Here is a 26,250-nt window from a genome sequence, read left to right on the forward strand (position 1 = left end):
CTTCCGGAGCGCACCCATGGAGACCCAGGAAACCCTTCTCATCATCGACGACGACGCGGGGCTCAGGCGGGCCCTGCGGGCCTTCCTGGAGGGCATCGGCCTGCGGGTGCTGGACGCCCCCGACGGGGTGCGGGGCCTGGACCTGGCCCGGAGGGAGGGGCCGGTCATGGTCCTGCTGGACCTGACCATGCCCGGCATGAGCGGGTTCGAGGTGTGCCGGGAGCTGGCGGCCCTGCCCGGGGACCACCATCCCGTGGTGATCGTCATGAGCGGCCTCCTGGGCACCACCCAGCGCATGAAGGCCTTCCACGCCGGCGCCGTGGACTGCCTGGCCAAGCCGGTGCAGTACGAGGAGCTGGAGGTGCGGGTGCGCACCCACCTGGCCATCCGCAGGAACACGGCGGCCCTGAGGGAGAGCCGGGACAAGCTGGGCAAGGCCCTCCACGATTCCGGCGCCATGAACCGCAACCTCCTGGCCCTCAACGAGAAGCTCCAGCGCTCCGAGGCCGTGAAGACCCGGTTCCTGGCCCTCATGCGCAACGAGATCTACAACCCCCTCAGCGACATCATGGGCCTGGCCGACGGCATCGCCGACCCGTCCCTGCCCCCCGGCAAGGCCCAGGAGCTCGCGGCCCGCATCAAGCACGAGGCCTTCCACCTGGACTGCCAGATCCGCAACGTCTTCACCGCCGCCGAGGTGGAGGCCGGCGAGTCCAGTCCCTTCGTCACGAAGGTGGACGTGGCGTCGGTGGCGGAGGACGTGGTGGCCTCCTTCGCGCCCATGGCCAGGACCCGGGGCATCACCCTGCGCATGGATCTCCAGGGCCTCGGGGCGGACTTCCCCACCGACGCGGACATGCTCCACCACATCCTGGCCAACCTCCTTTCCAACGCCGTGCAGCACGGGGCGGGCGTCGCGGAGCTGCGCGCCACGGAGACGGAGGCCGGCCTGGTGCTGGAGGTGCAGGACGCCGGGCCGGGCATCGCAGGGGCCTCCCTCAAGGCCATCTTCGAGCCCTTCCGCCACGCCGACGGCCCCTTCAAGGTGGCCCGGGGCCAGGGCCTGGGACTGGTGGTGGCGAGGGCCCTGGTGGACATCCTGGACGGCCGGCTCGACGTGGAAAGCGAGCCGGGCCAGGGGAGCCTGTTCCGGGTGACCCTGCCCAGGACCACGTCCCTGGCCAACCCCGACGCCCACGCCCAGGACGACAACATCATCTTCTTCGACGAGCCCCAAGCGTTCTGACCATGGAACCGCCCCTGGAGAAGATCCCCACACACTACCTCTACCCCTGCATGGTGTTCGCCCACCGGCAGGAGTTCGAGGTGTCCACGGTGCTGGGATCCTGCGTCGCCGTGTGCCTCTGGGACCCGGGGATCCAGATGGGCGGGATCAACCACTACATGCTGGCCCTGTGGAACGGGGACGGCCTGCCCACCCCCAAGTACGGCAACATCGCCATGGAGAAGCTCCTCCGGGCCATGTTCGACCGGGGCTGCACCCGGGAGCGCCTGGTGGCCAAGGTCTTCGGCGGGGGCAACGTCATCGGCAACAGCCAGGGCGCGGTCACCGTGGGCGAACGCAACATCGCGGTGGCGCGGGAACTGCTCCAGGACGCGGGCATCCCCATCGTGGCTTCGGACGTGGGCGGGGACGTGGGGCGCAAGATCATCTTCAACACCCGCACCGGCACGGTGCTCATGTCCCGCCTCAAGCGCATGGACGGCAAGCCCCTGGATCTCCCCGACGGCAGGCCGCGGTAGAATCGTTCCATGGAGGACAGGGACTGGATCGAGGTGAAGGCCGCGCGGGAGCACAACCTGCGTGGCGTGGACGTCAGGATTCCCCGGGGCCTCCTCACCGTCGTCACCGGCGTTTCCGGCTCCGGGAAGTCCTCCCTGGCCTTCGACACCCTCTTCCGGGAGGGCCAGCGGCGGTTCCTGGAGACGCTCCCCTCCTTCTCCCGGCAGTTCACCGGCGGCCTGGCCCGGCCCGACGTGGCCTCCATCGGGGGACTGGGCCCCGCGGTGGCCGTGGGCCAGCGCGCGGCCCTGGCCAATCCCCGCTCCACCGTGGGGACCCTCACCGAGGTGTGGGACCTGCTCCGGCTCCTCTTCGCGCGGCTGGGGAAGGGCCCGGTCCCGGCCACCCGGGGCCTCTTCTCCTTCAACGGCCCCGAGGGGGCCTGCCCGGCCTGCGCGGGCCTGGGGGTGGAGGACCGCCTGGACCTGGACCTGCTGGTGGCCGATCCGGCCCTCACCCTGCGCCAGGGCGCCCTCCACGTGAGCACTCCCAACGGCTACCTGATGTACTCCCAGGTGACCCTGGACGTGCTGGACCAGGTGCTCCGGGCCCACGGCGGCTCCGTGGACATCCCCTGGCGGGACCTGGGGGAGGAGGCCCGGCACGTCGTCCTCCACGGCTCCGACCGCCTGCGGGTGCCCTACGGCAAGCATCCCCTGGAATCCCGCCTCAAGTGGACCGGCATCACCGCCCGGCCCCGCCAGGACGGGTTCTACCGGGGCCTGGTGCCCGTCATGGAGGAGATCCTCCGGGGAAAGCGCAACGATTCCATCCTGCGGTACGTGCGCACCACGCCGTGCTCCGCCTGCCGCGGCGCGCGCCTGCGCCCGGAGGCCCTGGCGGTGCGGTGGCGGGACCTGGGCATCACGGACCTGGCGGGCCGGACCGCCTCGGAGCTCCACGCCTTCTTCGCCGGCCTGGACCTCGCCGGCGCCGAGGCTCCGGTGCTGGCCCCCATCCGGGAGGACCTCCTGGCCCGCACGGCCCTCATGGCCGAACTGGGCCTTGGGTACCTGGCCTTCCACCGCCCCGCGCCCACCCTCTCCCTGGGCGAGGCCCAGCGCCTGCGCCTCCTGACCCTCGCCCTGGGGGAGCTGAGGGGCCTCCTGCTGGTGCTGGACGAACCCTCCGCCGGCCTCCATCCCGGGGACTCGGCCCGGCTCCTGGGCGTGCTGCGGCGCCTGCGGGACCAGGGCCAGACGGTGGTGGTCACGGAGCACGACCCCGTCATCGCCCTGGGCGCGGACTGGATCGTGGACCTGGGCCCCGGCCCGGGGCGGGACGGGGGCGCCGTGCTCTACAGCGGCCCCCCTTCGGGCCTCCTGGAACCCGGCGATTCCCCCACCCGCACCTGGCTCCGGGGCGGGTTCAGGCCCGGGCCCCGGACGCCCCGGGAAGGCCCCCGCACCCGCATGGAGGGCCTCGCCCGCAACAACCTCCGGGACCTCGCCATCGACCTGGTGGAAGGCGGCCTCAACGTCATCACCGGCGTCTCCGGCGCCGGCAAGACCTCCCTGCTGCAGGAGGCCGCCCTGCGCCGGCCCACGCTCCTGGTGGACGCGGCCCCCATCGGCCGCACCCCCCGGTCCAACGCCGCCACCTACACCGGCGCCTTCGACCTGATCCGGAACCTCTTCGCGGCCACCCCCGAGGCCCGGGCCGCGGGCCTGGGCAAGGGCCACTTCACCTTCAACACCCCCGGGGGCCGCTGCGAGACCTGCGAAGGGGCCGGGGTGCTGGAGGTGGGCATGAAGCACCTGGGCGCGGTTTCCGTTCCGTGCCCCGCCTGCGCCGGCCTCCGCTTCCACCCGGAGGTGCTGGCCGTGCCGTACCGCGGCCGCAGCATCGCCGAGGTGCTCGCGTGCAGCGTCCAGGAGGCCGCCGCCCTCTTCGGCGACCAGCCCCGGCTGGCCCGGATCCTTTCGGCCCTCCTGGACTGCGGCCTGGGGTACCTCCCCCTGGGGCAGCCCGCCACCACCCTCTCGGGGGGCGAGGCCCAGCGGGTGAAGCTGGCCACGGAACTGGCCCGGGCGGGGAAGGGCGCCTCCTTCATCGCCCTGGACGAGCCCACCACGGGCCTCCACGCCGCCGACACCCGGGTGCTCCTGGGGGCCTGGGCGCGCCTGGCCGAGGCGGGGCACACGCTCCTGGTGGTGGACAACGACCCCGGCGTGATCCTGGCCGCCGACCACGTCATCGATCTGGGCCCCGGCAGCGGCCCCGAGGGCGGCCGCGTCGTGGTGGCGGGTCCTCCCGCCGCGGTGGCCGCCTGCGAGGCCTCCCTCACGGGGGCGGGCCTGCGGGGGTTCCCGCCGCCCGCGCCGTGCCCCCCGGCCCCCGGGGCCCCCCCGCCCATGGAACTCCTGGGCGTCACCACCCACAACCTCCGGGACCTGGACGCCGCCTTCCCGGCCCGGGGCCTCACGGTGGTCACCGGCCCCTCGGGCTCCGGCAAGAGCTCCCTGGTCTTCGACACCCTCCTGGCCGAGAGCCGGAACCGCTTCAACGACCTGGTGGCGCCCTGGGCGCGCCGGCTCCTGCCCCGCAAGGGGGGCGCCGAATTCGTGGCGGCGCGCTCCCTCCAGGCCGCCGTGGCGGTGCCCCAGGCTTCGGGCCGGCGCAACCCCCGCTCCCGGGTGGGCACGGTGACGGAACTGGACGAGCTCTACCGGATGCTCTACGCCCGGGCCGGGTCCGAGCGGCTCCCGGCCTCGGCCTTCTCCCCCAACGCCGAGGCCGGCGCCTGCCCCCGGTGCAAGGGCCTGGGCTTCCTCCAGGCCTGCGATCCGGACCGCCTGGTGTCCCGCCCCGACCTGCCCCTGGGCGCGGGGGCCATGGACGGGACCCGCTTCGGCGCCTACCTGGGCGAGCCCGACGGCCGGTACGTGGCCACCCTCCTGGCCGCGGGGCGGGAGCTGGGCCTGGACTTCACCGCGCCCTGGCGGGACCTGGACCCCCGCGCCCGGGCCGTGGCCATGCGGGGCTGCGAGGGGGTGCTGGAGGTGGAATGGGCCTACCGCCGGGGCGGCCGCGAGGGGATCCACCGGCTCTCCACCCCCTGGGAGGGCTTCGCCACGCTGGTGGACAGGGAATACGAGCGGGTGCACCTGGAGAAGGGGGAGGACCTGGAGGAGCTCCTGGGCGAGGCCCCGTGCCCCGGGTGCGCCGGGGAGCGCCTGAACCCGCGGTCCCGCCGGGCCACCTTCGCCGGCCTGCGCCTGCCCGAGCTGGCCCGCAGGACCGCCGCCGAGGCCCGGGCCTGGTTCCGGTCCCTGGACCTGGACGGCGCCGCCGCCTTCCTGCGGGAGGACATCCTGGCCCGCCTCGGGGCCCTGGAGGACGCGGGCCTGGGCCACCTGGCCCCGGACCGGGAATGGGCGAGCCTCTCGGGAGGCGAGGCCCAGCGGGTGCGCCTGGCGGCGTCCCTGGGCTCGGGCCTTGCGGGCGTCACCTACGTCCTGGACGAACCCACCCTGGGCCTGCACCCCCAGGACACCGCGCGCCTGGCGGGGGTGCTGCGGCGCCTGGCCGACGCCGGCAACGCCGTGGTGGTGGTGGAGCACGACCCGGCCCTGGTGGCCCGGGCCGACCACGTCCTCGAACTGGGGCCCGGCGCGGGCCCGGAGGGGGGCCGGCTCACGGGGCAGGGGGCCCCGGGCTCCTTCCCCCCCGCCTCCCACACCGGGCGGATCCTCGCCCAAAGGCCCCCCGCGGCCTTCGCCCCGGCCCGGGCCCTGGACCCCGGCGTCTCCATCCGCGGCGCCAGCCTCCACAACCTGCGCGGCCTGGACGTGGACCTGCCCTGCGGGGCCCTGGTGGCGGTGACGGGGGTCTCGGGCAGCGGCAAGTCCAGCCTGGTGCGGGGCGTGCTCGCGGCCTCCCTGCGCTCGGCCCTGGCCGGCCGGGGCCCGGTGGGCTGCGCGGAGCTCCGGGTCCACGTCCCCATCCGGCGGTTGGAGGTGCTGGACCAGGGGGGGCCGGGCCCGGGCTGGGCCACCACCGTGGCCACCGCCGCGGGCCTCGCGGAACCCCTTCGCAAGCGCTTCGCCGCCACCCCCCGGGCCCGGGCCCTGAAGCTTGGGGCCCGGCACTTCTCCACGGCCTCCCCCGGGGGGCGCTGCGAGGCCTGCCAGGGCCGGGGCGCCCTCACCGTGGCCATGGACCTGCTGCCGGACGTGACGGTGGGGTGCGAAGTCTGCGCCGGCGCCGGGTTCCGGCCCGAGGTGCTGGAATGCCTCCTGGGGGGGCGGTCCATCGCGGAGGTGTTCGCCGCCACGGTGGAGGAGGCCCTGGCCCTGTTCCCCGCCGACGCGGCCCTGGCCGGGCCCCTGGAGGCCCTGGCCCGGGTGGGCCTGGGCTACCTGCGCCTGGGCCAGCCCGGCTCCGGCCTTTCCGGGGGCGAATGGCAGCGCCTGCGCCTCGCCACCCTCCTGGCCGCGCCCCCCCAGGGCGCCGCCGTGCTCCTGGACGAGCCCGCCCGGGGCCTGGGCGCCGCGGATGTGGAGCGCCTGGCGGCGGCCCTGAAGGGCCTGGCCGCGGGCGGCGCCCTGGTGGTGGCGGTGGAGCACCACCTGGACCTGGTGCGGGCCGCCGATTGGGTGGTGGACCTGGGCCCCGGGGGCGGCCCCGAGGGTGGCGCGCTGGTGGCCGCCGGAACGCCGTCGCAGCTCCGCGCCTGCCCCGCTTCGGCCACGGGCCGGGCCCTCTCTTGAACCGTTAATACCCCATTCTTGCTATATTCTAGGGGACACGGGGCCGCATTGGGGCGGCCGTTCTGTTTTGACAGGGACCCCCATGCCCGCCATCCGCCGCCTTTTCGTGGAGAAGAAGCCCGAGTTCGCCGTGGAGGCGAAGAAGCTCCGCCACGACCTGCAAGAGCAGCTGGGGATCCGGGGCCTGGAGGGCGTGCGCCTCGTGGTGCGCTACGATGTGGAGGGGCTTTCCGAGGCCCACCTGGAGGCGGCGCGGTGGACCGTGTTCGCCGAGCCCCCGGTGGACCTGGTGTTCGACGAGGAGCTGCCCCTGGCGCCGGACGAGACGGCCCTGGCCGTGGAGTACCTGCCCGGCCAGTACGACCAGCGGGCCGACAGTGCCGCCCAGTGCCTCCAGCTCCTGTCCCACGGCGCCCGGCCCGCGGTGGCCGGGGCCCACGTGTTCGTGTTCCGGGGCGCCCTGGAGCCCGGGGCCCTGGACCGCATCCGCGCCTTCCTCATCAATCCCGTGGACAGCCGGGAGGCCGCCTGGCCCAAGCCCGCGACCCTCGTCCCCGTCCTGCCCGAGCCCGCCGAGGTGGCCGTGCTGGAGGGCTTCAACGACGGGGGACGCCCCTTCCTGGAGGCCCTCCACGCGCGCATGGGCCTGGCCATGACCCTGGCGGACCTGGAGCACACCCGCACCTACTTCCGGGGCGAGGGCCGCAATCCCACCGAGACCGAGCTGCGCCTCCTGGACACCTACTGGTCCGATCACTGCCGCCACACCACCTTCCTCACCCGCGTGAAGGACGTCTCGGTGGACGACGGCCCCATGGCCCGGCCCATCCGGCGCGCCTACGGGGCCTACCGGGACCTGCGGTCCCAGGTCTTCGGGGAGGACCTGGCCGAGCGGCCCGAGTGCCTCATGGACATCGCCCTGCTCCCGGCCCGGGCCCTGCGCAAAGCCGGCAAGCTCGACGACCAGGAGCTCACCAGCGAGATCAACGCCTGCTCCGTGGTGGTGGACGTGGACAACACGGCGGCCCCCGGCGGGCGCGAGCCCTGGCTCCTGATGTTCAAGAACGAGACCCACAACCACCCCACCGAGATCGAGCCCTTCGGCGGGGCCGCCACCTGCCTGGGCGGGGCCATCCGGGACCCCCTCAGCGGGCGCTCCTACGTGTACCAGTCCATGCGCGTCACGGGCTCCGGGGACCCCCGGGTGCCCCTGGACGCCACGCTTCCCGGCAAGCTGCCCCAGCGCAAGATCACCCAGGAGGCGGCCCAGGGCTTCGCCTCGTACGGCAACCAGATCGGCCTGTGCACGGGCCAGGTCACCGAGTACTACGACCCCGGCTTCGTGGCCAAGCGCATGGAGATCGGCGCGGTGGTGGGCGCCGTGCCCCAGGCCCAGGTGCGCCGGGAGGAGCCCGCCCCCGGCGACGTGATCATCCTGGTGGGGGGCCGCACCGGAAGGGACGGCATCGGCGGCGCCACGGGCAGCTCCAAGAGCCACACCGAGGAGTCCATCGGGACCTGCGGCGCCGAGGTGCAGAAGGGGGATCCCCCCATGGAGCGCAAGCTCCAGCGCCTGTTCCGCGCCCCGGAATTCTGCCGGCTGGTGAAGAAGTGCAACGACTTCGGCGCGGGCGGCGTGGGCGTGGCCATCGGCGAGCTGGCCCCGGGCCTGGTCATCGACCTGGACGTGATCCCCCGGAAGTACGAAGGGCTCAACGGCACCGAGCTGGCCATCGCCGAAAGCCAGGAGCGCATGGCCGTGGCCGTGGCCGCCCAGGACGCGCCGGAGGTGCTGCGCCTGGCCGCGCTGGAGAACCTGGAGGCCACCCTGGTGGCCCGGGTGACGGAAGAGCCGCGCCTGCGCATGACCTGGCGGGGCCGCACCATCGCCGACCTCTCCCGGGAGTTCCTGGACACCAACGGCGCCGCCCAGTTCACCACGGTGCGCATCGAGGCGCCCGCCGCCGCCACCCCCTTCGCCGCCCCCGCGGTGGCCCCGGAGGACCTGGAGCGCCGCTGGCTGGAGGGCCTGGCGGACCTGAACACCTGCAGCCAGCGGGGCCTGGGCGAGAAGTTCGACTGCACCATCGGCGCCGGCACGGTGCTGGCCCCCTTCGGAGGCCGCACCCGGCGCACCCCGAACGAAGCCATGGTGGCCAAGTTCCCCGTGCAGGACGGCGAGACCCTTTCCGCCAGCGCCATGAGCCATGGCTACTTCCCGTCCCTCAGCCGGTGGAGCCCCTTCCACGGCGCGGTGTGGGCCCACGTCCAGGCCGCGGCGCGCCTGGCGGCGGTGGGCGCCGGCCCCCGGGGGCTGCGCTTCACCCTGCAGGAGTACTTCGGCAAGCCCAAGGACGACCCCGCCCGGTGGGGCCAGCCCTTCGCCGCGCTCCTGGGGGCCCTGCACGCCGAAATGGCCCTGGGCGCCCCCGCCATCGGGGGCAAGGATTCCATGAGCGGCACCTTCCGGGACCTGGACGTGCCGCCGACCCTGGTGGCCTTCGCCGTGGACGTGGTGAAGGCCGACCGGGTCACCAGCCCCGAATTCAAGGGCCCCGGCCACGCCGTGGTCCTGGTGGATCTCCTGCGCACCGAGGAGGCCCTCCCCGACTGGGAGGTGCTGGACAAGACCTACGCCCACGTGGCCCGCCTCGTGCGGGAAGGCCGGGTGCTGGCGGCCCGCGCCGTGGGCATGGACGGCCTGGCTCCCGCCCTTTCCATCATGGCCTTCGGCAACCGCGTGGGCCTGGCCCTGGAGCCCCGGGAGCCCTCCCACTGGTTCGCGCCGCGACCCGGCGCCCTGGTGCTGGAACTGGACGGGGACCTGGAGGAGCTCATGGACGGCCTGGCCTGGACCCTCCTGGGCACCACCCGGCCCGAACCCGAAATCTCCACCCGGGGCATGGCCCTCCCCCTGGACCGGGCCCTGGCCGCCTGGGAGGCGCCCCTGGAGCCCGTCTTCCCCACCCGCCTGGAAGCCCCGGCCGAGCCCCTTCCGCCCTTCCAGCCCCGGATCCTCCAGGCGCCCCCGGCCCCCGCCCTGGGCATCGCCCGCCCCCGGGTGGTCCTCACCGTCTTCCCCGGCACCAACTGCGAGTACGACACCGCCCAGGTCTTCGAAAAGGCCGGGGCCGTGGCCGAGACGGTGGTCTTCCGCAACCTGGACGCCCGGGCCGTGGAGGAATCCCTGGACGCCATGGCCGCCGCCATCGCCCGGGCCCAGATCCTCATGATCCCCGGGGGCTTCTCCGCCGGCGACGAGCCCGAGGGCAGCGGCAAGTTCATCGCCGCCGCCTACCGCAACCCCCGGGTGAGTGACGCCGTGCACGATCTCCTGAGGCGCCGCGACGGCCTGGTGCTGGGCATCTGCAACGGCTTCCAGGCCCTCATCAAGCTGGGCCTGGTGCCCTTCGGCGAGATCCGCGCCCTGGATGAGCGAAGCCCCACCCTCACCTTCAACAACCTGCGCTACGCCAGCCGCTTCGCCCAGACCCGGGTGGTCTCCAGCGGAAGCCCCTGGCTGTCCCGGCTCCAGCCCGGCGCCCTGCACACCGTGGCCATCGCCCACGGCGAGGGCCGCATCGTGGGCCCCGCCGACGTGCTGCGGGACCTCCTGGACCGGGGTCAGGTGGCCACCCAGTACGTGGACGACCAGGGCAACCCCACCCTGGACCTGGAATTCAATCCCAACGGCAGCTCCCTGGCCATCGAAGGGCTCACGAGTCCGGACGGGAGGGTCTTCGGGAAGATGGCGCACCCGGAGAGGTACACCCCGCACACGTGGTTCAATGTGCCGGGAGAAAAGGACATGGAAATCTTCCGGGCGGGGGTGGAGTACTTCCGGTAGGTTCTTGGCTGATGGGATCAGCGTGTGCCGGCATGCCCCGGGTGCCTTGATACCGTGATGAACGGGCTGATCCAGGTTGAGCGGATCCCCGTTCATCCCATCGATCGGCGTTCATCCCGGTTTTCGCAGGGCTGATGCAGAGTTGGGTCGGAGCGCAGGTCCCTCGACGTCCATGACCCAAAGCTGGCGACAACCCCCGGTGAAGTTCTAACAGGGATGAACAGGATCCAGGGGAAATAGCAGGATAAAGAACGCCCGGCCTAAGCTGGATCCAGATCGCCCCGCACCTGCTACGGCCTCCGCTTTCCGAGGAGAAAGGCCACGGCGATCACCCCGCCCCCCACGCCCAGACGGAACCACTCCACCCGCTCCCCGAACACCACGGCCGAGGCGAGGATGGCCAGGGGGACCTTGGCGTTGTTGAAGACCGCCAGCGTGCCCACGTCGACCCTGCGGGCGCCGGCGTTGAAGAGGAAGAAGCCCAGGCCGGAGGCCACCAGGCCCAGGTAGGCCAGTACCAGGAACTGGGTCGGGGTGGCGTGGAGGACCTTCGCGACATCCACCCCGGGGGCGGCGATGGCCAGGGTCACCGCGGCGGCGCCGGCGTACAGCAGGCCCATGAGCTGGTGGTCCGGCCTGGAGAGCTTCCGGGCCAGGCGGCGGTAGAGGATCTGGCCCGCGGCGAAGCAGGCGTTGGAGGCCATCATCAGGAGGAAGCCCCGGAGCACGCCCTCCTGGCGCACCCGGGTCCCCAGGCAGATGGCGGTGCCGGCCACGGCCAGGGCGGCGGCGCCCAGGATGGGCCAGGACACCCGCCGGGAGAGGACGTCGTCGGCCAGGGCCACGAGGATGGGCGTGAAGATGGTGAAGAGGGCCACTTCTCCGGGGAGCAGCCACCGGAAGCTGGCGGTGTAGAAGACGTACATCAGGCCGAACTGCAGCGCGCCCACCAGGGCGAGGGCGGAGCGGTGCCGCCAGGCCAGGCCCTTGACCCGCAGGAAGGGCAGGAAGAGGGCCAGGGCCAGCACGGACCGCGCGGCGGCCACGAAGGGCGCCCCCATCGGACTGACCCGGGGGATCAGTCCGAAGGAGAGGGCCCAGAGGATGGAGACGGCGAGAAGGAAGGCCATCCCCCAACTCTACCTCAGGGGCGGGTGGAGGCCTCCAGGAGGTAGACGAAGCTGCGGTAGATGGAGCCCGTGGAGCGGGTCATGCCGATCTCGCAGGTGCGGCTGCTGGAGAGGTGGGCGTCGAAGGCGCCCTTGCGGACCTCGGAGGACTCGTGCTTCGTGGCCGAGGCCGTGAGCTCGGGCACCATGAAGCCCCGGTCCCCGGCGAAGCCGCAGCAGCCGGCGTCCTTGGGCACCGTCACCTTCTCGGCCAGGGCCTTGGCGACCCCCTCCAGCTTGGGGACCAGGGCCATCTTCGTGAGGGAGCACACCGGGTGCAGCACGGCGGAGCCGATCTTCCGCTTCACCTGGAGCTTGGGGAGCAGCACATCGTGGGCGAAGGCCACGGCGTCCAGGATGGTGAGCTTGTCGAACTTCGCCTGGTTCTCCGGGGTGAGGTAGCCCCGGCACGTGGTCAGGCCGTAGGTGCAGGGGGAGGTGTCCACCACCACCGGCAGCTCCCCTTCGTGGCTCCAGGTCCAGAACCTCTCGATGGCCTGGTTCACGGTGAATTTGTGGGCCAGGTCGAAGCCCTTGGAGGAGAAGGGCACGCCGCAGCAGGTGCCGGCGACGTCCGTGGGGATGTGCACGGGCACGCCGGCCCGGGCCGACACGGCCACCAGGGCCTCCACCAGGCTGATGCTGGGGTCCTCCCCGGGCAGGTGGCCCATGGTGCGGGAGATGCAGGCGGGGAAGTAGATGGCCTGGGCCCCCTGGCGCTGGGTGACGGGGAGCCTGCCCTTGGCGGGCTTGGGCATCTCGGGGCTCCACTGGTGGGCCCAGCCGAAGGCCTTCAGGATGCGGGTGAGCATGGGCATGGCGGCGTTGCCGAAGATGCTCTGGACGATGTGGCCCGAACGCAGGCCCAGGCGGACCCCGGGTTCCAGCGTGGCGAAGTTGCGGGCCACGGTCAGGGCCAGCTTCTGGGCACGGGGGGAGTGGCTGGCGCGCCGGAAGCGCTTGGTGAGCTGGCCCGTGTCGATGCCCACGGGGCAGGCCGTGGCGCACAGTCCGTCCACGGCGCAGGTCTTGAGGGCCATGTAGGGGAAGGCCTCGGAGAGGGAGCCCAGGAGCGCCGCGTTCTCGCGGGTGGCCTCCAGCCGGGCCATTTCCCGGCGCACCACGATGCGCTGGCGGGGGGTGAGGGTGAGCTCGCGGCTGGGGCACTTGGGCTCGCAGTACCCGCACTCGATGCACTTGTCCACCTCCTCCTCCACGCCGGGCATGGGCTTGAGGTCGGCCAGGTGGCCCTTGGGGTCGGCGGTGAGGATGACGCCGGGGTTGAGGAGCTGGGCGGGATCCACCAGGGCCTTGAGCTTGGTCATGACGGCCTTGGCCTCGGCGCCCCACTCGGTCTCCACGAAGGGGGCCATGTTGCGTCCGGTGCCGTGCTCGGCCTTGAGGGCGCCGTCGTACTTCTTCACCACCAGTTCCACCACGTCGTCGATGAAGCGGGCGTACCGGTCCACCGCGGCCTGGTCGTTGAAGGACTGGGTGATGACGAAGTGGAGGTTGCCGTCCTTGGCGTGGCCGAAGATGATCGCCTCGTCGTAGCCGTGCCTGGCGAAGAGCTTCGTGAGGTCCACGGTGGCGTCGGCGAGCTTCTCGATGGGGAAGGCCACGTCCTCGATGATGACGGTGGTGCCGCGCTTGCGCACGGCGCCCACGGAGGGGAAGGTGCCCGAGCGGATCTTCCAGAACAGGGCCTGCTCCACGGGGTTGTGGGTGAACTTGGCGGGCTCCAGCAGGGTCAGGCCGGCCGCGGCTTCCACGGCCTTGGCCTCCAGCTCGTACCGGGCCGCCTCCTCCTGGCCCTGGAATTCCACCAGCAGCGCGGCGGCGCCCCCGGGCAGGTCCTTGATGGTGGGGGGGATGCCGGCCTGGTTCTCCACGGACCTCAGGCTCGCGCGGTCCAGGAGCTCCAGGGCCGCGGCGCCCGCGTCCCGCAGGGGCACGATGGCGGCGCAGGCGGCGTGGATGTCGGGGAAGATGAGGAAGCCCGTGACCTTCACGGGCAGGTCGGGCACCGTGCGCAGCACCGCCTCGGCGATGAAGGCCAGGGTCCCTTCGGAACCCACCAGGAGGTTGCGGAAGATGTCCACGGGCCGCGAGAAGTCCAGGAACGCGTTGAGGGAATAGCCAGTGGTGTTCTTGATCTTGTACTTGGCCCGGATGCGCGTGGCCAGGGGCGCGTTGGCCTCCAGCTCGGCCTTGAGGGAGAGCAGGCCCTCCCACAGGGCGGGCTCGGCCCGGCGCAGGGCCTCGTCCGCGTCGGGGCGGGCCGTGTCGATGACGGTGCCCGAAGGCAGGACGAAGGTGAGGGAGTCCAGGGTGTGGTAGGCGTTCTGGGCCACGCCGCAGCACATGCCGCTGGAATTGTTGGAGAGGATGCCGCCCACCGTGCAGGTGTTGATGGACGCGGGGTCGGGGCCCATCTTGGACTTGAACCGGCCCAGGGCCTGGTTCACGTGGGCGCCGATGACGCCCGGCTGGACCTTGACCCTGGCCCCGCCGTCCAGCACCTCGATGGCGCGCCAGTTGCGGGCCACCTCCACCAGGATCCCGTCGGAGACGGACTGCCCGGAAAGGCTCGTGCCCGCGGCCCGGAAGGTCATGGGAATGCCCATGCCCTGGCTCACGCGGAAGAGGCCCTTGACCTCGTCCACGCTGCCCGCGAAGACGACGGCCTTGGGGATCAGCCGGTAGAAGCTCGCGTCGGAGGCGAAGGCGATGAGGTCCACGGGGCGGTCCAGGACGCGGTCCTGGCCGACGATGGCTGCGAGGGAATCCCGGAGGGGGGCGGCGTTGCTCATTATACTGTCCTCGGGCCGTTGGGGCCCTGAAAAGGGTCCCGCCAGCGTGGGGCTGGCAGGACCCGGTCGTGCGGAATCGAACTCGTCCTACTTGACGGGCGTCGCGACGGGAGCTGCCACGGCGGGGGCCGGGGCGGCGACGGTGACGGCGGGGGCCGGAGCCGTGTGGGTGGGCATCCAGTTGGAGGGGAGGACCTTGGCGTAGAGCATGATCACGATGCCAACCAGGGCCGCCAGGGTGATGCTGTGCCAGAAGACGTAGCGGAGGATGGTGCCCTCCTGGCCTTCCTGGTGGGTGGCCACGGAGGCCACCACGAGGCTCTGGGCGTCGATCATCTTGCCCATGACGCCGCCGCAGGTGTTGGCCGCGGCCGTGAGCACGGGGTTGAGGCCCAGCTGCTGGGCGGTGATCTTCTGCAGGCCGCCGAAGAGCACGTTGGAGGAGGTGTCGGAACCGGTGAGGGCCACGCCCAGCCACCCCAGCATGGCGCTGAAGAAGGGGAAGACCGCGCCGGTGGCGGCGAAGGCCAGGCCCATGGTGGCGTCCAGGCCCGCGGACTTGGTGCAGAAGCCCAGCGCCAGCATGGCGGCGATGGTGAGCAGGGAGATGCGCACGCGCTTGACGGTGTTGCCCCAGATCTTGAGGAGCTGGAGGGGCCCGAAGCCCAGGAGAAGGCCGCCGGCGATGCCCGCCAGCAGGAGGCTGGTGCCGGTGGCGGAGAGCCAGTTCAGGGTGTAGACCGCGGGCTCCACGGAGGGCTTGGCGACGACGGGCGGGGCCTTGGTGACGGCGTTGTGCAGGAGGGGGATCTTGTAGTCGAGCTTGGAGACGCCGTACAGGAAGTTGGGGGCGGCCTTGGTGCCGCCGTTGAGGAAATTCTTGACCTGGGGGGTGCCCCAGGCGAACACGAACAGGGAGAGGAAGACCCAGGGCATCCAGGCCTTGACGACCTTGCCCGTGGACTGGTCGGGGATCTCGGCGTGGGCCTCTTCACGCTCGTGCTCGTAGCGCCAGAGGGTCTTGGGCTGCCAGAACTTGAGGAGGACGACGGTGCAGACCATGGAGACGATGGCGCCGGCGATGTCCACCAGCCAGGGGCCGTGGTAGTTGCTGACGAGGAACTGGCAGGTGGCGAAGCTGGCGCCGGCGGTGAGGCAGGCCGGCCAGACTTCCATCATGGCCTTGCGTCCGGCCATGGTCCAGATGATCCAGAAGGGCACCACCAGGGAGAAGATGGGCAGGATGCGGCCGGCGGCGGCGCTGAGCATCTCCAGGGGCAGGCCCGTGACGCCCGCCAGGGCGATGAGGGGGGAGCCCAGGGCGCCGTAGGCCACGGGGGCCGTGTTGCCGATGAGGGCGAGGCCGGCGGCCTGGAGGGGACGGAACCCGAGGCCGATGAGCATGGCCGCCGAAATGGCCACCGGGGTGCCGAAGCCCGCGGCGCCTTCGATGAAGGCCCCGAAGCTGAAGGCGATGAGGAGGGCCTGGATGCGCCGGTCCGCGGCGATCCCGGCGATGGAGTGCTTGACCACCTCGAAATCACCGGATTTCACGGTGATGTCGTAGATGAAGATGGCGTTCAGCACGATCCAGCCGATGGGCAGCAGCCCGTACAGGGCGCCGTTCACCGCGGCCATGCCCGCGAGCTTGGCGGGCATGTGGTACACGAAGATCGACACCAGGAGCGCCGTGGCCAGGCCCAGGAGGGCCGAGATGTGGGCCTTCACGTGCCAGAAGGCCAGGAGCCCCAGGAGCACGAATACCGGCAGGGCGGCCACCAGGGCCGACAAGAAGATGTTGCCCATGACGGGCGAGTACACCTGAGTCCAATTCATTGGACCTCCTTTAGGTGAGGAGTGGGTGGGTTGGAAGAAAGATCAGGGGAGCGAGAAAGCCTACCAAAGGTATGGTGGTCCTACCACCAAAATTTTGGACAACTTCGTCCGTTTTCTAACTTACCTTGCTACAGCACTTCCACCTTGAACGGAGATATTGCATTCATGATTTGGCCCGGTTCTCCGGCTCCTGGCCCTGCTAGGATCGTGGCGAGGTTGCCCGTGGCCATCGAATTCACACCCGTCAAGACCAAGCGAATATATGAAGAGATCGCCGAGCAGATCCAGCAGCTCATCACCGGCGGCGAACTGAAGCCCGGGGACAAGCTCATGTCCGAACGGGAACTGGCCGACCGGCTCCAGGTGAGCCGCGTCTCGGTGCGCGAAGCGATCCGGTCCATGGAGATGCTGGGGTTCATCGAGATCCGCCAGGGGGAGGGCACGTTCATCCGGGACGCCTCGGCCAACGAAGTGATCCGTCCCCTGGCCATGTTCCTGGCGGTGGAACGGGGTTCCCTCCTGGACATGTTCGAGGTGCGGCGCATCTTCGAGACCGCCACTTCTGCGCTGGCCGCGGAACGCGCCACGGACGAGGAGATCGAGCAGATAGGTATGCTCCTGGAGAAGATGAAGGATCGCATCCGGCAGGGAGACTCTGAAAAAGGAGAGGAATACGATGGAGCCTACCACTATGCCGTGGCCGAGGCGACCCATAACAATCTTCTGATCAAACTCCTCCGCACCGTCCACGAGGAATGGAGCAAGGCGGTTTCCGCCGGGAGCCAGCAGCTGCTCCTGGACACCCCCAACAACGCCCAGAAGATCATCGACCAGCACACCCGGGTCTTCGAGGCCATCCGGGCCCACGACGCCGAAACCGCCTCCAGGGCCATGCTCGAGCACGTGACCTTCGCGGAGCGGGAGATCCGCAAGCGCCTATAGGTTGTCGACAAGCACCACCACCAGCCGCCGGGGACCGTGCACCCCGTAGGCCAGGGTCTGCTCGATGTCGGCGGTCTTGCTGGGACCGGAGATGAGGAGGGAGTTGCGGGCCGCGCCCCGTCCCCAGCCGCGGTGGCGCACCGCGGACCAGAGGGTGTCCTCGATGGTGGAGGCCAGCAGCAGCGCGATGTGCACCGGGGGCACCAGGGAGAGCAGGCGCGGTTCCTCGGGGCCGGGCTCCAGCAGGAGGCCTCCGGTTTCCGCCACCCCGGCCAGGGCGGTGGTGAAGCCCGCCGCCACGTCCTCGAAGAGCGCGGCCTTGAAGGTCTCCACCGGCTCCCGGTAGGGGATCAGCTCCGGATCCCGGGGCGTCCAGGCCGAGGCCAGGGCCTTCCCCGCGGAACTGGCGGGGCCGTAGAGGAGGTTCGGGAACCCCTGGTCCCGGCAGAAGCCGAGCACCACCGAGGGCCATTGGCCCGGAACGGCCTCCAGGAATTCCGTGTGCACGGCCTCCATGCCCCGGCGGAGCCGGGCCACCCGTTCCGCGGGGGGCCAGGCGCGGGCCGCCAGGACCTCGGTGGAGGGCAGGGGCACCGGTTCGCCACCGCCCCCGGCCCGGAGGCTTTCCAGGATCGTCGCGCGGGCGTCAGCCATGGGGGATCCCCTCCTCTCTCACCCGTTCCTGCAGGGAGCGCCTCGCCGGCACCGGTTTGCCGCGGGCCAGGGTCCAGGCCTTGAGCAGGGGCAGGCCGCCGGGGATCAGGTTCCGGAACCGCGTGGCGCACCAGGCCGCGAACCGGTAGGCCCCGGGCCGGGAGAGCACGGCGGCCCAGACGCGCCAGGCCAGGTCCTCGGTGGCGGTCCTCCCGGTGCCCCGGCCTTCCACGGAGGAGCCCGGGTCCCGGTGGGTGGCCTCCCGGCGGAGGCGGACGATGATCTCGGGGATGGGGATCTCCACGGGGCACACCTCGGAGCAGGCTCCGCACAGGCTGGAGCCGTGGAGCAGCTCGTGGCGCACCCCCACCCCCTCCATCTGGGGCGTGAGGATCTTGCCGATGGGGCCGGGATACACGGCCTGGTACGCGTGGCCCCCCACCCGGGTGTACACCGGGCAGTGGTTCATGCACGCCCCGCAGCGGATGCAGCGCAGGGTGGCCCGCAGCTGGGGATCCGCGTAGATGCGGGAACGGCCGTTGTCCAGGATCACCAGGTGGACCTCGCGGGGGCCGTCCAGCTCCCCGGGCCCGCGCGGGCCCCGGACGAGGTTGAGGTAGGTGCTCACGGCCTGACCCGTGGCGGAGCGGGTGAGGAGCGCGTAGAGGGGCGCCACGTCCTCCAGGGTCTCCACCACCTTCTCCAGCCCCATGACGGCGATGTGCAGGGCCGGCACGTGGGTGCTCATGCGGCCGTTGCCCTCGTTCTCCACCAGGCAGAGGGTCCCGGTGTCCGCCACCGCGAAATTCACCCCCGAAAGCCCCGCGTCCGCCTCCAGGAACTTCCGGCGCAGCACCTTGCGGGCCAGGGCGGTGAGCTCGTCCACGTCCTCCGTATATTTGGCGTCCTTGATCTTCTGGCTGAACTGCCGGGCGATCTGGGTCTTGTTCTTGTGGATGGCCGGCATGATGATGTGGCTCGGCGTTTCCTGGTCCAGTTGGATGATGTACTCGCCCAGGTCCGATTCCAGGGCCTCCACCCCGTGCTCCTCAAGGAAATGGTTGAGCCCCATCTCCTCGGACACCATGGACTTGCCCTTGACCAGGCGGGTGGCGCCCCGGGCCCGCAGGAGGCCCAGGATGAGCTCGTTGCCCTCCTCGCAGGTGCGGGCCCAGTGCACCTGGATCCCGTTGCGCAGGCAGCTGGCCTCCAGCTGCTCCAGCAGTTCGGGCAGCTTCAGCAGGCTCCGGGCCCGGATGGCCGTGCCCAGGCTCCGCAGGGCCTGGAGGTCGGCGGGATCGGGGAACTGCGCGGCGCGCTTGGCCATGAGGCCGTCCATGGCCCGGCGGAAATTGGCCCGGATCTGGGGATCCCCCAGGGCCTGGGCGGCGGATTCCCGGAAGCCCGTCTCAGCGTGCATGGGTGCGCTCCCAGAGGAATTCCGCGATGTGCTGCGCCCGGAGGGCGGCGCCCTTGGCCTCCAGGGCCCCCTGCACGTTGAGCAGGCACCCCCCGTCCGTGCTCAGCACCCGGCTCGCCCCCGTGGCCACGGCATCCGCGGCCTTGTCGCAGGCCATGGCCCCCGAGATCTCCGGGTGCCGCACCGAGAAGGTCCCCCCGAAGCCGCAGCACTCCCGCTCCCGGGCCAGGGGCGCCACCTCCACGTTGGCCAGCTGCCCCAGCAGGGCCTGGGGCTGTCCCGCGAGCCCCAGGTCCCGCAGGGCGTGGCAGGAGCTGTGCCAGGTGACCTTCACCGGCTCCCCCAGATCCTCCAGCTTCACCTCCAGCACATCCACCAGGAACTGGGTCAGCTCGAAGACGCGCCCGCTGAAGGCCCGCACCCGCGCCTCGTCGGGCTCCCCATGGAAGAGCTCCGGATAGTGGTTGCGCATCATCCCCGCGCAGCTCCCCGAAGGCAGCACCACGGGGATGTCCAGGGGAAACAGCGCCACCTGGCTCCGCGCCACCCCCCGCGCCTCCTCCCAGTACCCGCAATTGAAGGCCGGCTGCCCGCAACACGTCTGCCCGTCCGGAAACAGCACCTCCACCCCCGCCCGCCTCAGCAGCCGGATCCCCGCCATCCCCGCCTCCGGATAGAACAGGTCCACCAGACAGGTCCCGTAGAAGTACACACGCTCAGGATGCATGGAGTCCCTCCGGCCCAACCGGGTGGCCAAGCTTAGCAAGGATGCCGGCCCAGGGCGAGACGAAGTCTCAGGATTTTCCGCGCGCACCGGGGCTTGCGAGCCGGGTGTCGCCGGACGTTCTACTCTGCGCGAAAGTAGGCCAGGGGCATGAAGAACCGCGTTGGCGCGCTCGGGAACCCGTGGAAGCCCAGGTGCCGATAGAACGCTGCTGCATTTTCGTCCAAGGCATCCACTACCAGCATATGGGCAGCGTTCCCTGATCGGGCCGCTGTTGTCAGGGCGTACGTGATAAGAATTTCCCCAAGGCCTTGCCCTTTGAATTGCTGAGCCACGGCCAACCTACCAAGCAGTGCAGCCGGCACCGGAATCCGGGAGGGCAGTCCCTTCCGAAATGCTTCCGGCAGGTTTTCCAGCGGAATGCAATGGGCGGTGAGGGTGAAGTACCCTGCAATCCGACCCTCGGCCGTGGCAGCCACCCAGCAGGTGACGTAGTTGCGCTCAAGGTCTTGGCTGGCCTGGGCCCTCAGGTAGATATCCAGGGGTTCCTTTCCGCAGGAGAAGTTCTTGCGGTCATGGGCCTTGGGGTCCAGGGGCCCGAAGGTGAATCGCATCATCTTTGCCGTGCGGTCTTTCTCGTCTTCCACTTTCCCCCCATCGGGTTCCACCCGTCCATCCGACGCCAGATGGGTCCCATTTGCCAATAAATATTCATGTTCAGAAGTATTCTGAAATAACTCGATTCCCTGGATTTAACCAATTGAAATCGATTTAATTGCTATTATAATGGATTATATAATGAATATCCGTTTTCAAGGAAAGTCCTTGACCGGAATGGCGTCTACTCCGTCTCCGGCAATTTGCCGTATGCTTTGGGAGAGGCATTCACCATGGCCATCCCAACGGCACGACTTGAAGCTCGCATCAGCACCGACCTCCATGCCCTCCTCCGGCGTGCGGCCGAGCTTCAGGGTCGCACCGTGACTGATTTCGTCGCGGACTCGCTCCGAGTGGCCGCCTACAAAGCGCTGGACGAGGCCACCATGACCCGGCTCTCCAGGGAGGATCAGGTCCGCTTCGTGGAGCTCCTCCTCAACCCGCCGCCGCCCAACGCCGCCCTGAAACGGGCCTTTGCTCGACGCAAGAAGCTCTTCACGAACCCCTGACATCCGCCATCGCGGACACCACAATCCCGGGAAGTGGCTTGCCCCACGTCCTCAGCCGCCCTCGGCCAATGGATCACGGCAAGCGCGAGCAGCAGCTTGCTGCTGCGGAAGCGCTCCCGCTGGGTCGGCGCCCACCGATGGGACCCCTATGGGTCGCCGATCCCGGTTGGAACCTCCCGATGACGACCCGCGGCCCCCGGCAGGGCCAGCCTGTCAGCGCCGGAAGGCCCGCACCGCACCCCCCCGGGAAAACTCCCGGCGCCAAAACCCCGATATGCCGTTAACCTGATCAGATGGCAGTTCTTTGGGTTTCCGATTTCGACCTGGACAGGCTCCAGCCCCTCCCCGAGGCCCTCCTCATGGCCCTGGGGGCCATCGGGCAGGCCTCGGCCCGGGGACACCTGGCCCAGACCCTGGTGCGCAGCCGCGTGGCGCCGCAGGCCGAGCCGTGGATCGCGGACCCGGCGGCCATGACGCCCATGCTCAGCCTCCTGAGGGAGGCCGGATTGGCCCAGGAGGAGCACCGGGGATTCTGGTCGGTGACCGAGGCCGCGCGGGAGGCGGTGTGCCGCCGGGCCCACCGCAAGGGGCTGCTCAAGGCCCTTTCCGTGGCGGGGCAGTGCTCGTACGACGCGGGCAAGGTCCTGCTGGACCCCCTGGGGCGGGACCTGGCGGCCTTCCGCCTGGCCTTCCTGGAGGGGCGCACCGAGGACTGGCTCACGGCCCAGGAAAAGGTGCGCTCCACCCACCGGACCGCCCTGGCCTTCCGGGATCCCCTGGCCCTCATCTGCTCCCGCCCCTTCGACCCGGCCTGGTTCGAGGCCCTGCCTCCGGCCCAGCAGAGCCACGGGGCCTGGGCCCTCCTGCACGACCAGACCGTGCACCACCAGCGCAACGAGCCCTTCCGGGCGTGGCTGGAGGCCCGGAGCCGCACCCGGCCCAGCCCCCTGGGGCCCATGGCGGAATACCTGCTCATGGAAGGCCGGGTGGAGGAGGCCCGCGCCCTCCTGGAGAAGCTCCAGCCCAGGCAGCGCGCCCTGGTGCCCATCGCCCTGCTGGAGGCGGCCATGGACCTCGTGCAGGGCCGCACGGCGGAGGCCGCCGGAGGCTTCGAGACCGTCCTGGCCGCCCTGGGCCAGGGCACCCGGCGCAAGGCGGTGCACCTGCCCGGGCTCATGGACCTCTTCTGCTTCCTGGCCTTCATCGGACGGGGCGACGACGCCGGCCTGCGCATGGCCGCGGAGCGCCTGGAGCTCCTGGGCCGGCGCCAGCCCGGGGATCCCCTCAGCACCCTTGCCGAGCCCCTGCAGCGCCTCCTCCTCCACCGCACGGGACTGCCCCCCCGGGAGGAACTGCCTCCCCGGGCCCGTCCCGCGGGGGCGATGCGTTTCGTGGACGTTCTCTGCGGGTACCTGTGCGAAGCCCGCCTCGCCCCCGCCGCCCTGGAGGGCGCCCAGCAGGAACTCGACGGGCTGCCCCTGGGCCTCTTCGCGGGCGAACTGGAGGAGATGGGCCGCCGCAGCCGCGGCGGGCTCTCCACGGGCCGCTTCCCCTTCCTGGACCTGGTGCAGCACAGCGAAAGCTGGGAGAAGGCCCTGGAGGACCTCCACGGCCTGGTCAAGCCCATGGCCAGCCAGCGCCCCGGGCGCCTGGCCTGGTGGGTGTGGCGCAACGTGGAGGGCAAGGCGCCCTTCGTCATCGAGCCCCGGGAGCAGCGGCTGGACGCCCGCGGCCAGTGGACCCGCGGCAAGGCCATCTCCATGAAGCGCCTCAAGGAGGAGAGCCGCGCCTACGACTTCCTCCTGCCCCAGGACCAGGCCGTCATCGCCTGCGTGCGGGAGGGCTGGAAGGGCTTCGAGCTGAACCTGGACGGGGCCCTGCAGGCCCTGGTGGGCCACCCCCTGGTGTTCTGGACCGAAGGCGACGTGGACCAGGCCTCCCGGGTGGAGGTGGTGGCCGGCCAGCCCGAACTGCGCGTGACCCGCAGGGGCCAGGTGCTGGAGCTGCGCCTGGAGCCGGCCCTGGAGGAGGGCGACGTGATGGTGGTGAACGACGGCCTCTTCCGGGTGCGGGTCATCACCGTCACCTCCGCCCACCGGAAGCTGGAGGGCATCGTGGGCCAGGGCCTCCAGGTGCCCCTGGCCGCCGAGGCCCAGGTGCTCAAGGCCCTGCGGGCCGTCGCCCCCATGGTGACCATCCATTCGGACGTGGCCGTCAAGGACGAGGCCGCGCGCAAGGCCGGCATGGCCAAGGTGGAAGGCGACCCCGCCATCCAGCTCCTGCTCATGCCCTTCCACCAGGGCCTCAAGGCCCAGCTGCGGGTGGAGCCCCTCAAGGGCGGCGGGTACTATCCCCCGGGCCAGGGCGGCGCCAACCTCATGGTGGACCACCAGGGCACCACCCGCCTGGTGGCGCGGGACCTGCGGGCGGAGACCGCCGGCGCCGAGGCGCTGCTGGAGGCCCTGCCCACCCTTCCCCTGGAGGAGGGGCGCTCGGAGTGGATGATCGACGACCCCGAAAGCTGCATGACCCTCCTTCTGGAACTGGAGCACGCCAAGGGCCTGGCCGTGGTGCAGTGGCCCGAGGGCGGCCGGCTCAGCCCGCCCCGCACCATCGGCATGGACGCCATGAGCCTGCGGGTGAAGCGCCAGGGCACCTGGTTCGACGCCGAGGGGGAGCTGAAGCTGGACGAAGGCCGCGTGGCCAGCCTCCAGGAGCTGCTCCAGGCCTCGGAGAAGCCCGGGGCGCGCTTCGTGAAGCTGGGCGACGGCCGCGTCTACGCCCTGGCCGAGACCTTCCGGCGGCGCCTGGACGACCTGCGGGCCCTGGGGGACGTGCAGGGCGGGGTGCTGCGCCTTCCCGGCCTGGGCGCCCTGGCCCTGGAGGGCCTGGCCGGGGAGCTGGGCGAATTCAAGGCGGACCGGGCCTGGACGGGCCTCCTGGAGCGGCTCCACGGCGCCATGGGCCTGGAGCCCGCCCTTCCCGAAGGCCTCCGGGCCGATCTCCGCCCCTACCAGACCGAGGGCTGCCACTGGATGCTGCGCCTGGCCGCGGCGGGCCTGGGGGCCTGCCTCGCCGACGACATGGGCCTGGGCAAGACGGTCCAGACCCTGGCCATGCTCCTGGCCCGCGCCGGCCACGGGCCGGGCCTCGTCATCGCCCCCACCAGCGTCTGCTCCAACTGGGAGGCCGAGGCGCAGCGGTTCGCCCCCCAGCTCAGGGTCAAGCGCTTCGGGGAAGGGGACCGGGAGGCCTCCCTCCAGGGCGCCGGCCCCTACGACCTCTTCATCTGCACCTACGGCCTGCTCTCCCTGGAGGCCGAGCGGCTCCAGCGGGTGTCCTGGGCCACCGCCGTGCTGGACGAGGGCCAGAACATCAAGAACGCCCTCACCAAGCGAAGCCAGGCCGTCATGGACCTCCAGGCCGGCTTCCGGGTGCTCCTGTCGGGCACCCCCGTGGAGAACCACCTGGCCGAGCTGTGGAACCTCTTCAACTTCCTCAACCCCGGCCTGCTGGGGTCCCTGGACCAGTTCCGCAAGCGCTTCCAGGAGCCCATCGAGAAGGACCAGGACACCGAGGCCGTCTCGCGCCTGCGCCGCATCGTGAGCCCCTTCCTCCTGCGCCGCACCAAGGCCCAGGTGCTCACGGAACTGCCGGCCCGCACCGAGATCGTCCTGGCCCTGGAGCCCTCCGAGGCCGAGATGACCTTCCTGGAGGCCCTGCGCCGCCGGAGCCTGGAGGAACTGGACGACAGCCCCGGGCAGACCATGCAGGTGCTGGCCTCCCTCATGCGCCTGCGCCGCGCCTGCTGCAACGTGTCCCTGGTGCAGGACGGCGCGGAGATCCCCTCCTCCAAGCTGGAGGCCTTCCTGGACCTGGTGGACGAGCTCCGGGAGAACGGCCACCGGGCCCTGGTCTTCAGCCAGTTCGTGGACCATCTGGCCCTGCTGCGCGAGGCCCTGGACGCCCGGGGCGTGACCTACCAGTACCTGGACGGTTCCACCCCCGCCAAGAAACGCGCGTCCTCGGTGAAGGCCTTCCAGGCCGGGGAGGGCGAGCTCTTCCTCATCAGCCTCAAGGCCGGGGGCACCGGGCTCAACCTCACGGGCGCCGACTACGTGATCCACATGGACCCCTGGTGGAACCCCGCCGTGGAGGACCAGGCCTCGGACCGGGCCCACCGCATCGGCCAGACCCGCCCCGTCACGGTGTACCGCCTCGTCCTCAAGGGGACCGTGGAGGAGAAGATCCTCAGGCTCCACGAGCAGAAGCGCCAGCTGGCCGAGGATCTCCTCAGCGGCACCGCCGTCGCCGCCCAGCTCGACGCCGCCGCGCTCCTGGCGCTGCTGAAGGAAGGATGATGAGACCGGAGGTGAACCATGTCCCATGAGCCCGTGCAGGTGGGGGACGTCGCCTACCTGCGCATCGTCGCCGTGAAGGATGCCGGGGCCTTCCTGGCCTGGGGCCGGCCCAGGGATCTCCTGCTGCCCTGGAGCGAAGTGAAGTTCGAGCAGAAGCGCCGCATCGCCGAGGGGCGCCGCATCATGGTCTGCGTCTTCGAGGCCGAGGACGGCCGCGTGGCGGCCTCGGCGCGCCTGGACGACTTCCTCCGGGACGAGGCCCCCGCCTACCGCGCCGGCGACAAGGTCACGGTGCTGGTGGACGAGCCCACCGACCTGGGCCTGCGGGTCATCGTGGACCACCGCTACTGGGGCCTGGTGCACAAGGCCGACCTCTTCGGGAGCCTGCCCCGGGGCCACCGCCAGGACGGCTGGGTCAAGACCCCCCGCGCCGACGGCAAGCTGGACATCGCCCTCAGCGCCCCCGGCTACGCCAAGGTGGAATCCGCCGCGGAAAAGGTGCTGGCCGTCCTGGCCCGCGGGGGCGGCCACCTGAAGGTGGGGGACCGCACCGCCCCGGAGGAGATCTACGCCCTTTTCGGGATGAGCAAGAAGGTGTTCAAGCTGACGCTGGGAGCGCTGTACAAAGCCCGGAAGATCACCATGGATGAGGCGGGCATCCACCTCTCCGCCTAGGAGCCTGTCCAAGTAATATTCGGCCCCGCGACGGCGCCTGGAGGCCCGATTATCGAGCGCAAGGCCCGCAGGAAATATAGGTCATATTTTCAAGGGACTTGCGCACGATAGGCGGGCCTCCAGGCGC

At 71.2% G+C, this 26,250-nt stretch carries 15 protein-coding genes; 8 read left to right on the forward strand and 7 right to left on the reverse strand.

Features of this window, described 5'->3' with window-relative positions:
- Window positions 1-16: 16 nt before the first annotated feature.
- From R2J76_RS02460 to R2J76_RS02475, 4 genes are all read left to right on the forward strand, one after another.
- Window positions 17-1,246 carry a hybrid sensor histidine kinase/response regulator gene (locus R2J76_RS02460; protein ID WP_316414191.1) on the forward strand — a complete coding sequence of 410 codons (1,230 nt, stop codon included), beginning with the start codon at window positions 17-19 and terminating at the stop codon, window positions 1,244-1,246.
- A 2-nt stretch (window positions 1,247-1,248) separates the two neighbouring features.
- Window positions 1,249-1,764: a chemotaxis protein CheD gene (locus R2J76_RS02465; protein ID WP_316414192.1), complete on the forward strand. Its 516-nt coding sequence runs from the start codon at window positions 1,249-1,251 to the stop codon at window positions 1,762-1,764.
- 9 nt (window positions 1,765-1,773) lie between these two features.
- Window positions 1,774-6,516, forward strand: a complete 4,743-nt coding sequence (locus R2J76_RS02470; RefSeq protein WP_316414194.1) for a hypothetical protein — start codon at window positions 1,774-1,776, stop codon at window positions 6,514-6,516.
- An 82-nt stretch (window positions 6,517-6,598) separates the two neighbouring features.
- Window positions 6,599-10,363 (forward strand): phosphoribosylformylglycinamidine synthase, encoded by a 3,765-nt coding sequence (locus R2J76_RS02475; RefSeq protein ID WP_316414195.1) that lies wholly within the window; start codon window positions 6,599-6,601, stop codon window positions 10,361-10,363.
- Window positions 10,364-10,653: 290 nt separating this feature from the next.
- Here the strand turns inward: R2J76_RS02475 and R2J76_RS02480 are convergent, their stop codons facing one another.
- From R2J76_RS02480 to R2J76_RS02490, 3 genes are all read right to left on the reverse strand, one after another.
- The gene (locus R2J76_RS02480; RefSeq protein WP_316414196.1) at window positions 10,654-11,493 is read right to left on the reverse strand and encodes an EamA family transporter; all 840 of its coding nucleotides are present in this window, start codon (window positions 11,491-11,493) and stop codon (window positions 10,654-10,656) included.
- A 14-nt stretch (window positions 11,494-11,507) separates the two neighbouring features.
- Complete coding sequence (locus R2J76_RS02485) at window positions 11,508-14,345, reverse strand: FAD-binding and (Fe-S)-binding domain-containing protein (RefSeq protein WP_316414197.1); 2,838 nt, start codon at window positions 14,343-14,345, stop codon at window positions 11,508-11,510.
- An 87-nt stretch (window positions 14,346-14,432) separates the two neighbouring features.
- Window positions 14,433-16,181, reverse strand: a complete 1,749-nt coding sequence (locus R2J76_RS02490; RefSeq protein WP_316414198.1) for an L-lactate permease — start codon at window positions 16,179-16,181, stop codon at window positions 14,433-14,435.
- 207 nt (window positions 16,182-16,388) lie between these two features.
- Between R2J76_RS02490 and R2J76_RS02495 the strand changes: the two genes are divergently transcribed.
- Window positions 16,389-17,123: a FadR/GntR family transcriptional regulator gene (locus tag R2J76_RS02495; protein WP_316414199.1), complete on the forward strand. Its 735-nt coding sequence runs from the start codon at window positions 16,389-16,391 to the stop codon at window positions 17,121-17,123.
- On the opposite strand, the gene R2J76_RS02500 is transcribed toward R2J76_RS02495, so the two are convergent.
- From R2J76_RS02500 to R2J76_RS02515, 4 genes are all read right to left on the reverse strand, one after another.
- Entirely contained in the window at window positions 17,118-17,777 is a 660-nt protein-coding gene (locus R2J76_RS02500) for a LutC/YkgG family protein (RefSeq protein ID WP_316414200.1), read from the reverse strand. The two genes, R2J76_RS02495 and R2J76_RS02500, sit on opposite strands and share 6 nt — an antisense overlap.
- The gene (locus R2J76_RS02505) at window positions 17,770-19,197 is read right to left on the reverse strand and encodes a LutB/LldF family L-lactate oxidation iron-sulfur protein (protein ID WP_316414201.1); all 1,428 of its coding nucleotides are present in this window, start codon (window positions 19,195-19,197) and stop codon (window positions 17,770-17,772) included. The genes R2J76_RS02500 and R2J76_RS02505 overlap by 8 nt, the downstream gene beginning before the upstream one ends.
- Window positions 19,187-19,924, reverse strand: coding sequence for a (Fe-S)-binding protein (locus R2J76_RS02510; protein ID WP_316414202.1), 738 nt, complete (start codon window positions 19,922-19,924; stop codon window positions 19,187-19,189). The genes R2J76_RS02505 and R2J76_RS02510 overlap by 11 nt, the downstream gene beginning before the upstream one ends.
- A 119-nt stretch (window positions 19,925-20,043) precedes the next feature.
- Complete coding sequence (locus R2J76_RS02515) at window positions 20,044-20,568, reverse strand: GNAT family N-acetyltransferase (RefSeq protein WP_316414203.1); 525 nt, start codon at window positions 20,566-20,568, stop codon at window positions 20,044-20,046.
- Between the two features lie 243 nt (window positions 20,569-20,811).
- Between R2J76_RS02515 and R2J76_RS02520 the strand changes: the two genes are divergently transcribed.
- The 3 genes from R2J76_RS02520 to R2J76_RS02530 all read left to right on the forward strand — a co-directional run bounded on the left by R2J76_RS02520 (window position 20,812) and on the right by R2J76_RS02530 (window position 26,123).
- Window positions 20,812-21,087: a type II toxin-antitoxin system TacA family antitoxin gene (locus tag R2J76_RS02520; protein ID WP_316414204.1), complete on the forward strand. Its 276-nt coding sequence runs from the start codon at window positions 20,812-20,814 to the stop codon at window positions 21,085-21,087.
- A gap of 293 nt (window positions 21,088-21,380) precedes the next feature.
- Entirely contained in the window at window positions 21,381-25,448 is a 4,068-nt protein-coding gene (locus R2J76_RS02525) for a DEAD/DEAH box helicase (RefSeq protein WP_316414205.1), read from the forward strand.
- A gap of 18 nt (window positions 25,449-25,466) precedes the next feature.
- Complete coding sequence (locus tag R2J76_RS02530) at window positions 25,467-26,123, forward strand: CvfB family protein (protein ID WP_316414206.1); 657 nt, start codon at window positions 25,467-25,469, stop codon at window positions 26,121-26,123.
- Window positions 26,124-26,250 lie beyond the last annotated feature (127 nt).

The sequence above is a fragment of the Mesoterricola silvestris genome (genome assembly GCF_030295405.1).
In the GTDB taxonomy this organism is placed as follows: domain Bacteria; phylum Acidobacteriota; class Holophagae; order Holophagales; family Holophagaceae; genus Mesoterricola; species Mesoterricola silvestris.

Excerpts from the sequence above, each read along its gene's own strand:
- R2J76_RS02530 (WP_316414206.1), top strand. The coding sequence starts at position 25,467 with ATGTCCCATGAGCCCGTGCAGGTGGGGGACGTCGCCTACCTGCGCATC.
- R2J76_RS02480 (WP_316414196.1), bottom strand. The coding sequence starts at position 11,493 with ATGGCCTTCCTTCTCGCCGTCTCCATCCTCTGGGCCCTCTCCTTCGGA.
- R2J76_RS02510 (WP_316414202.1), bottom strand. The coding sequence starts at position 19,924 with ATGCATCCTGAGCGTGTGTACTTCTACGGGACCTGTCTGGTGGACCTG.
- R2J76_RS02490 (WP_316414198.1), bottom strand. The coding sequence starts at position 16,181 with ATGAATTGGACTCAGGTGTACTCGCCCGTCATGGGCAACATCTTCTTG.
- R2J76_RS02505 (WP_316414201.1), bottom strand. The coding sequence starts at position 19,197 with ATGCACGCTGAGACGGGCTTCCGGGAATCCGCCGCCCAGGCCCTGGGG.
- R2J76_RS02465 (WP_316414192.1), top strand. The coding sequence starts at position 1,249 with ATGGAACCGCCCCTGGAGAAGATCCCCACACACTACCTCTACCCCTGC.
- R2J76_RS02500 (WP_316414200.1), bottom strand. The coding sequence starts at position 17,777 with ATGGCTGACGCCCGCGCGACGATCCTGGAAAGCCTCCGGGCCGGGGGC.
- R2J76_RS02525 (WP_316414205.1), top strand. The coding sequence starts at position 21,381 with ATGGCAGTTCTTTGGGTTTCCGATTTCGACCTGGACAGGCTCCAGCCC.
- R2J76_RS02470 (WP_316414194.1), top strand. The coding sequence starts at position 1,774 with ATGGAGGACAGGGACTGGATCGAGGTGAAGGCCGCGCGGGAGCACAAC.
- R2J76_RS02520 (WP_316414204.1), top strand. The coding sequence starts at position 20,812 with ATGGCCATCCCAACGGCACGACTTGAAGCTCGCATCAGCACCGACCTC.
- R2J76_RS02485 (WP_316414197.1), bottom strand. The coding sequence starts at position 14,345 with ATGAGCAACGCCGCCCCCCTCCGGGATTCCCTCGCAGCCATCGTCGGC.
- R2J76_RS02475 (WP_316414195.1), top strand. The coding sequence starts at position 6,599 with ATGCCCGCCATCCGCCGCCTTTTCGTGGAGAAGAAGCCCGAGTTCGCC.
- R2J76_RS02460 (WP_316414191.1), top strand. The coding sequence starts at position 17 with ATGGAGACCCAGGAAACCCTTCTCATCATCGACGACGACGCGGGGCTC.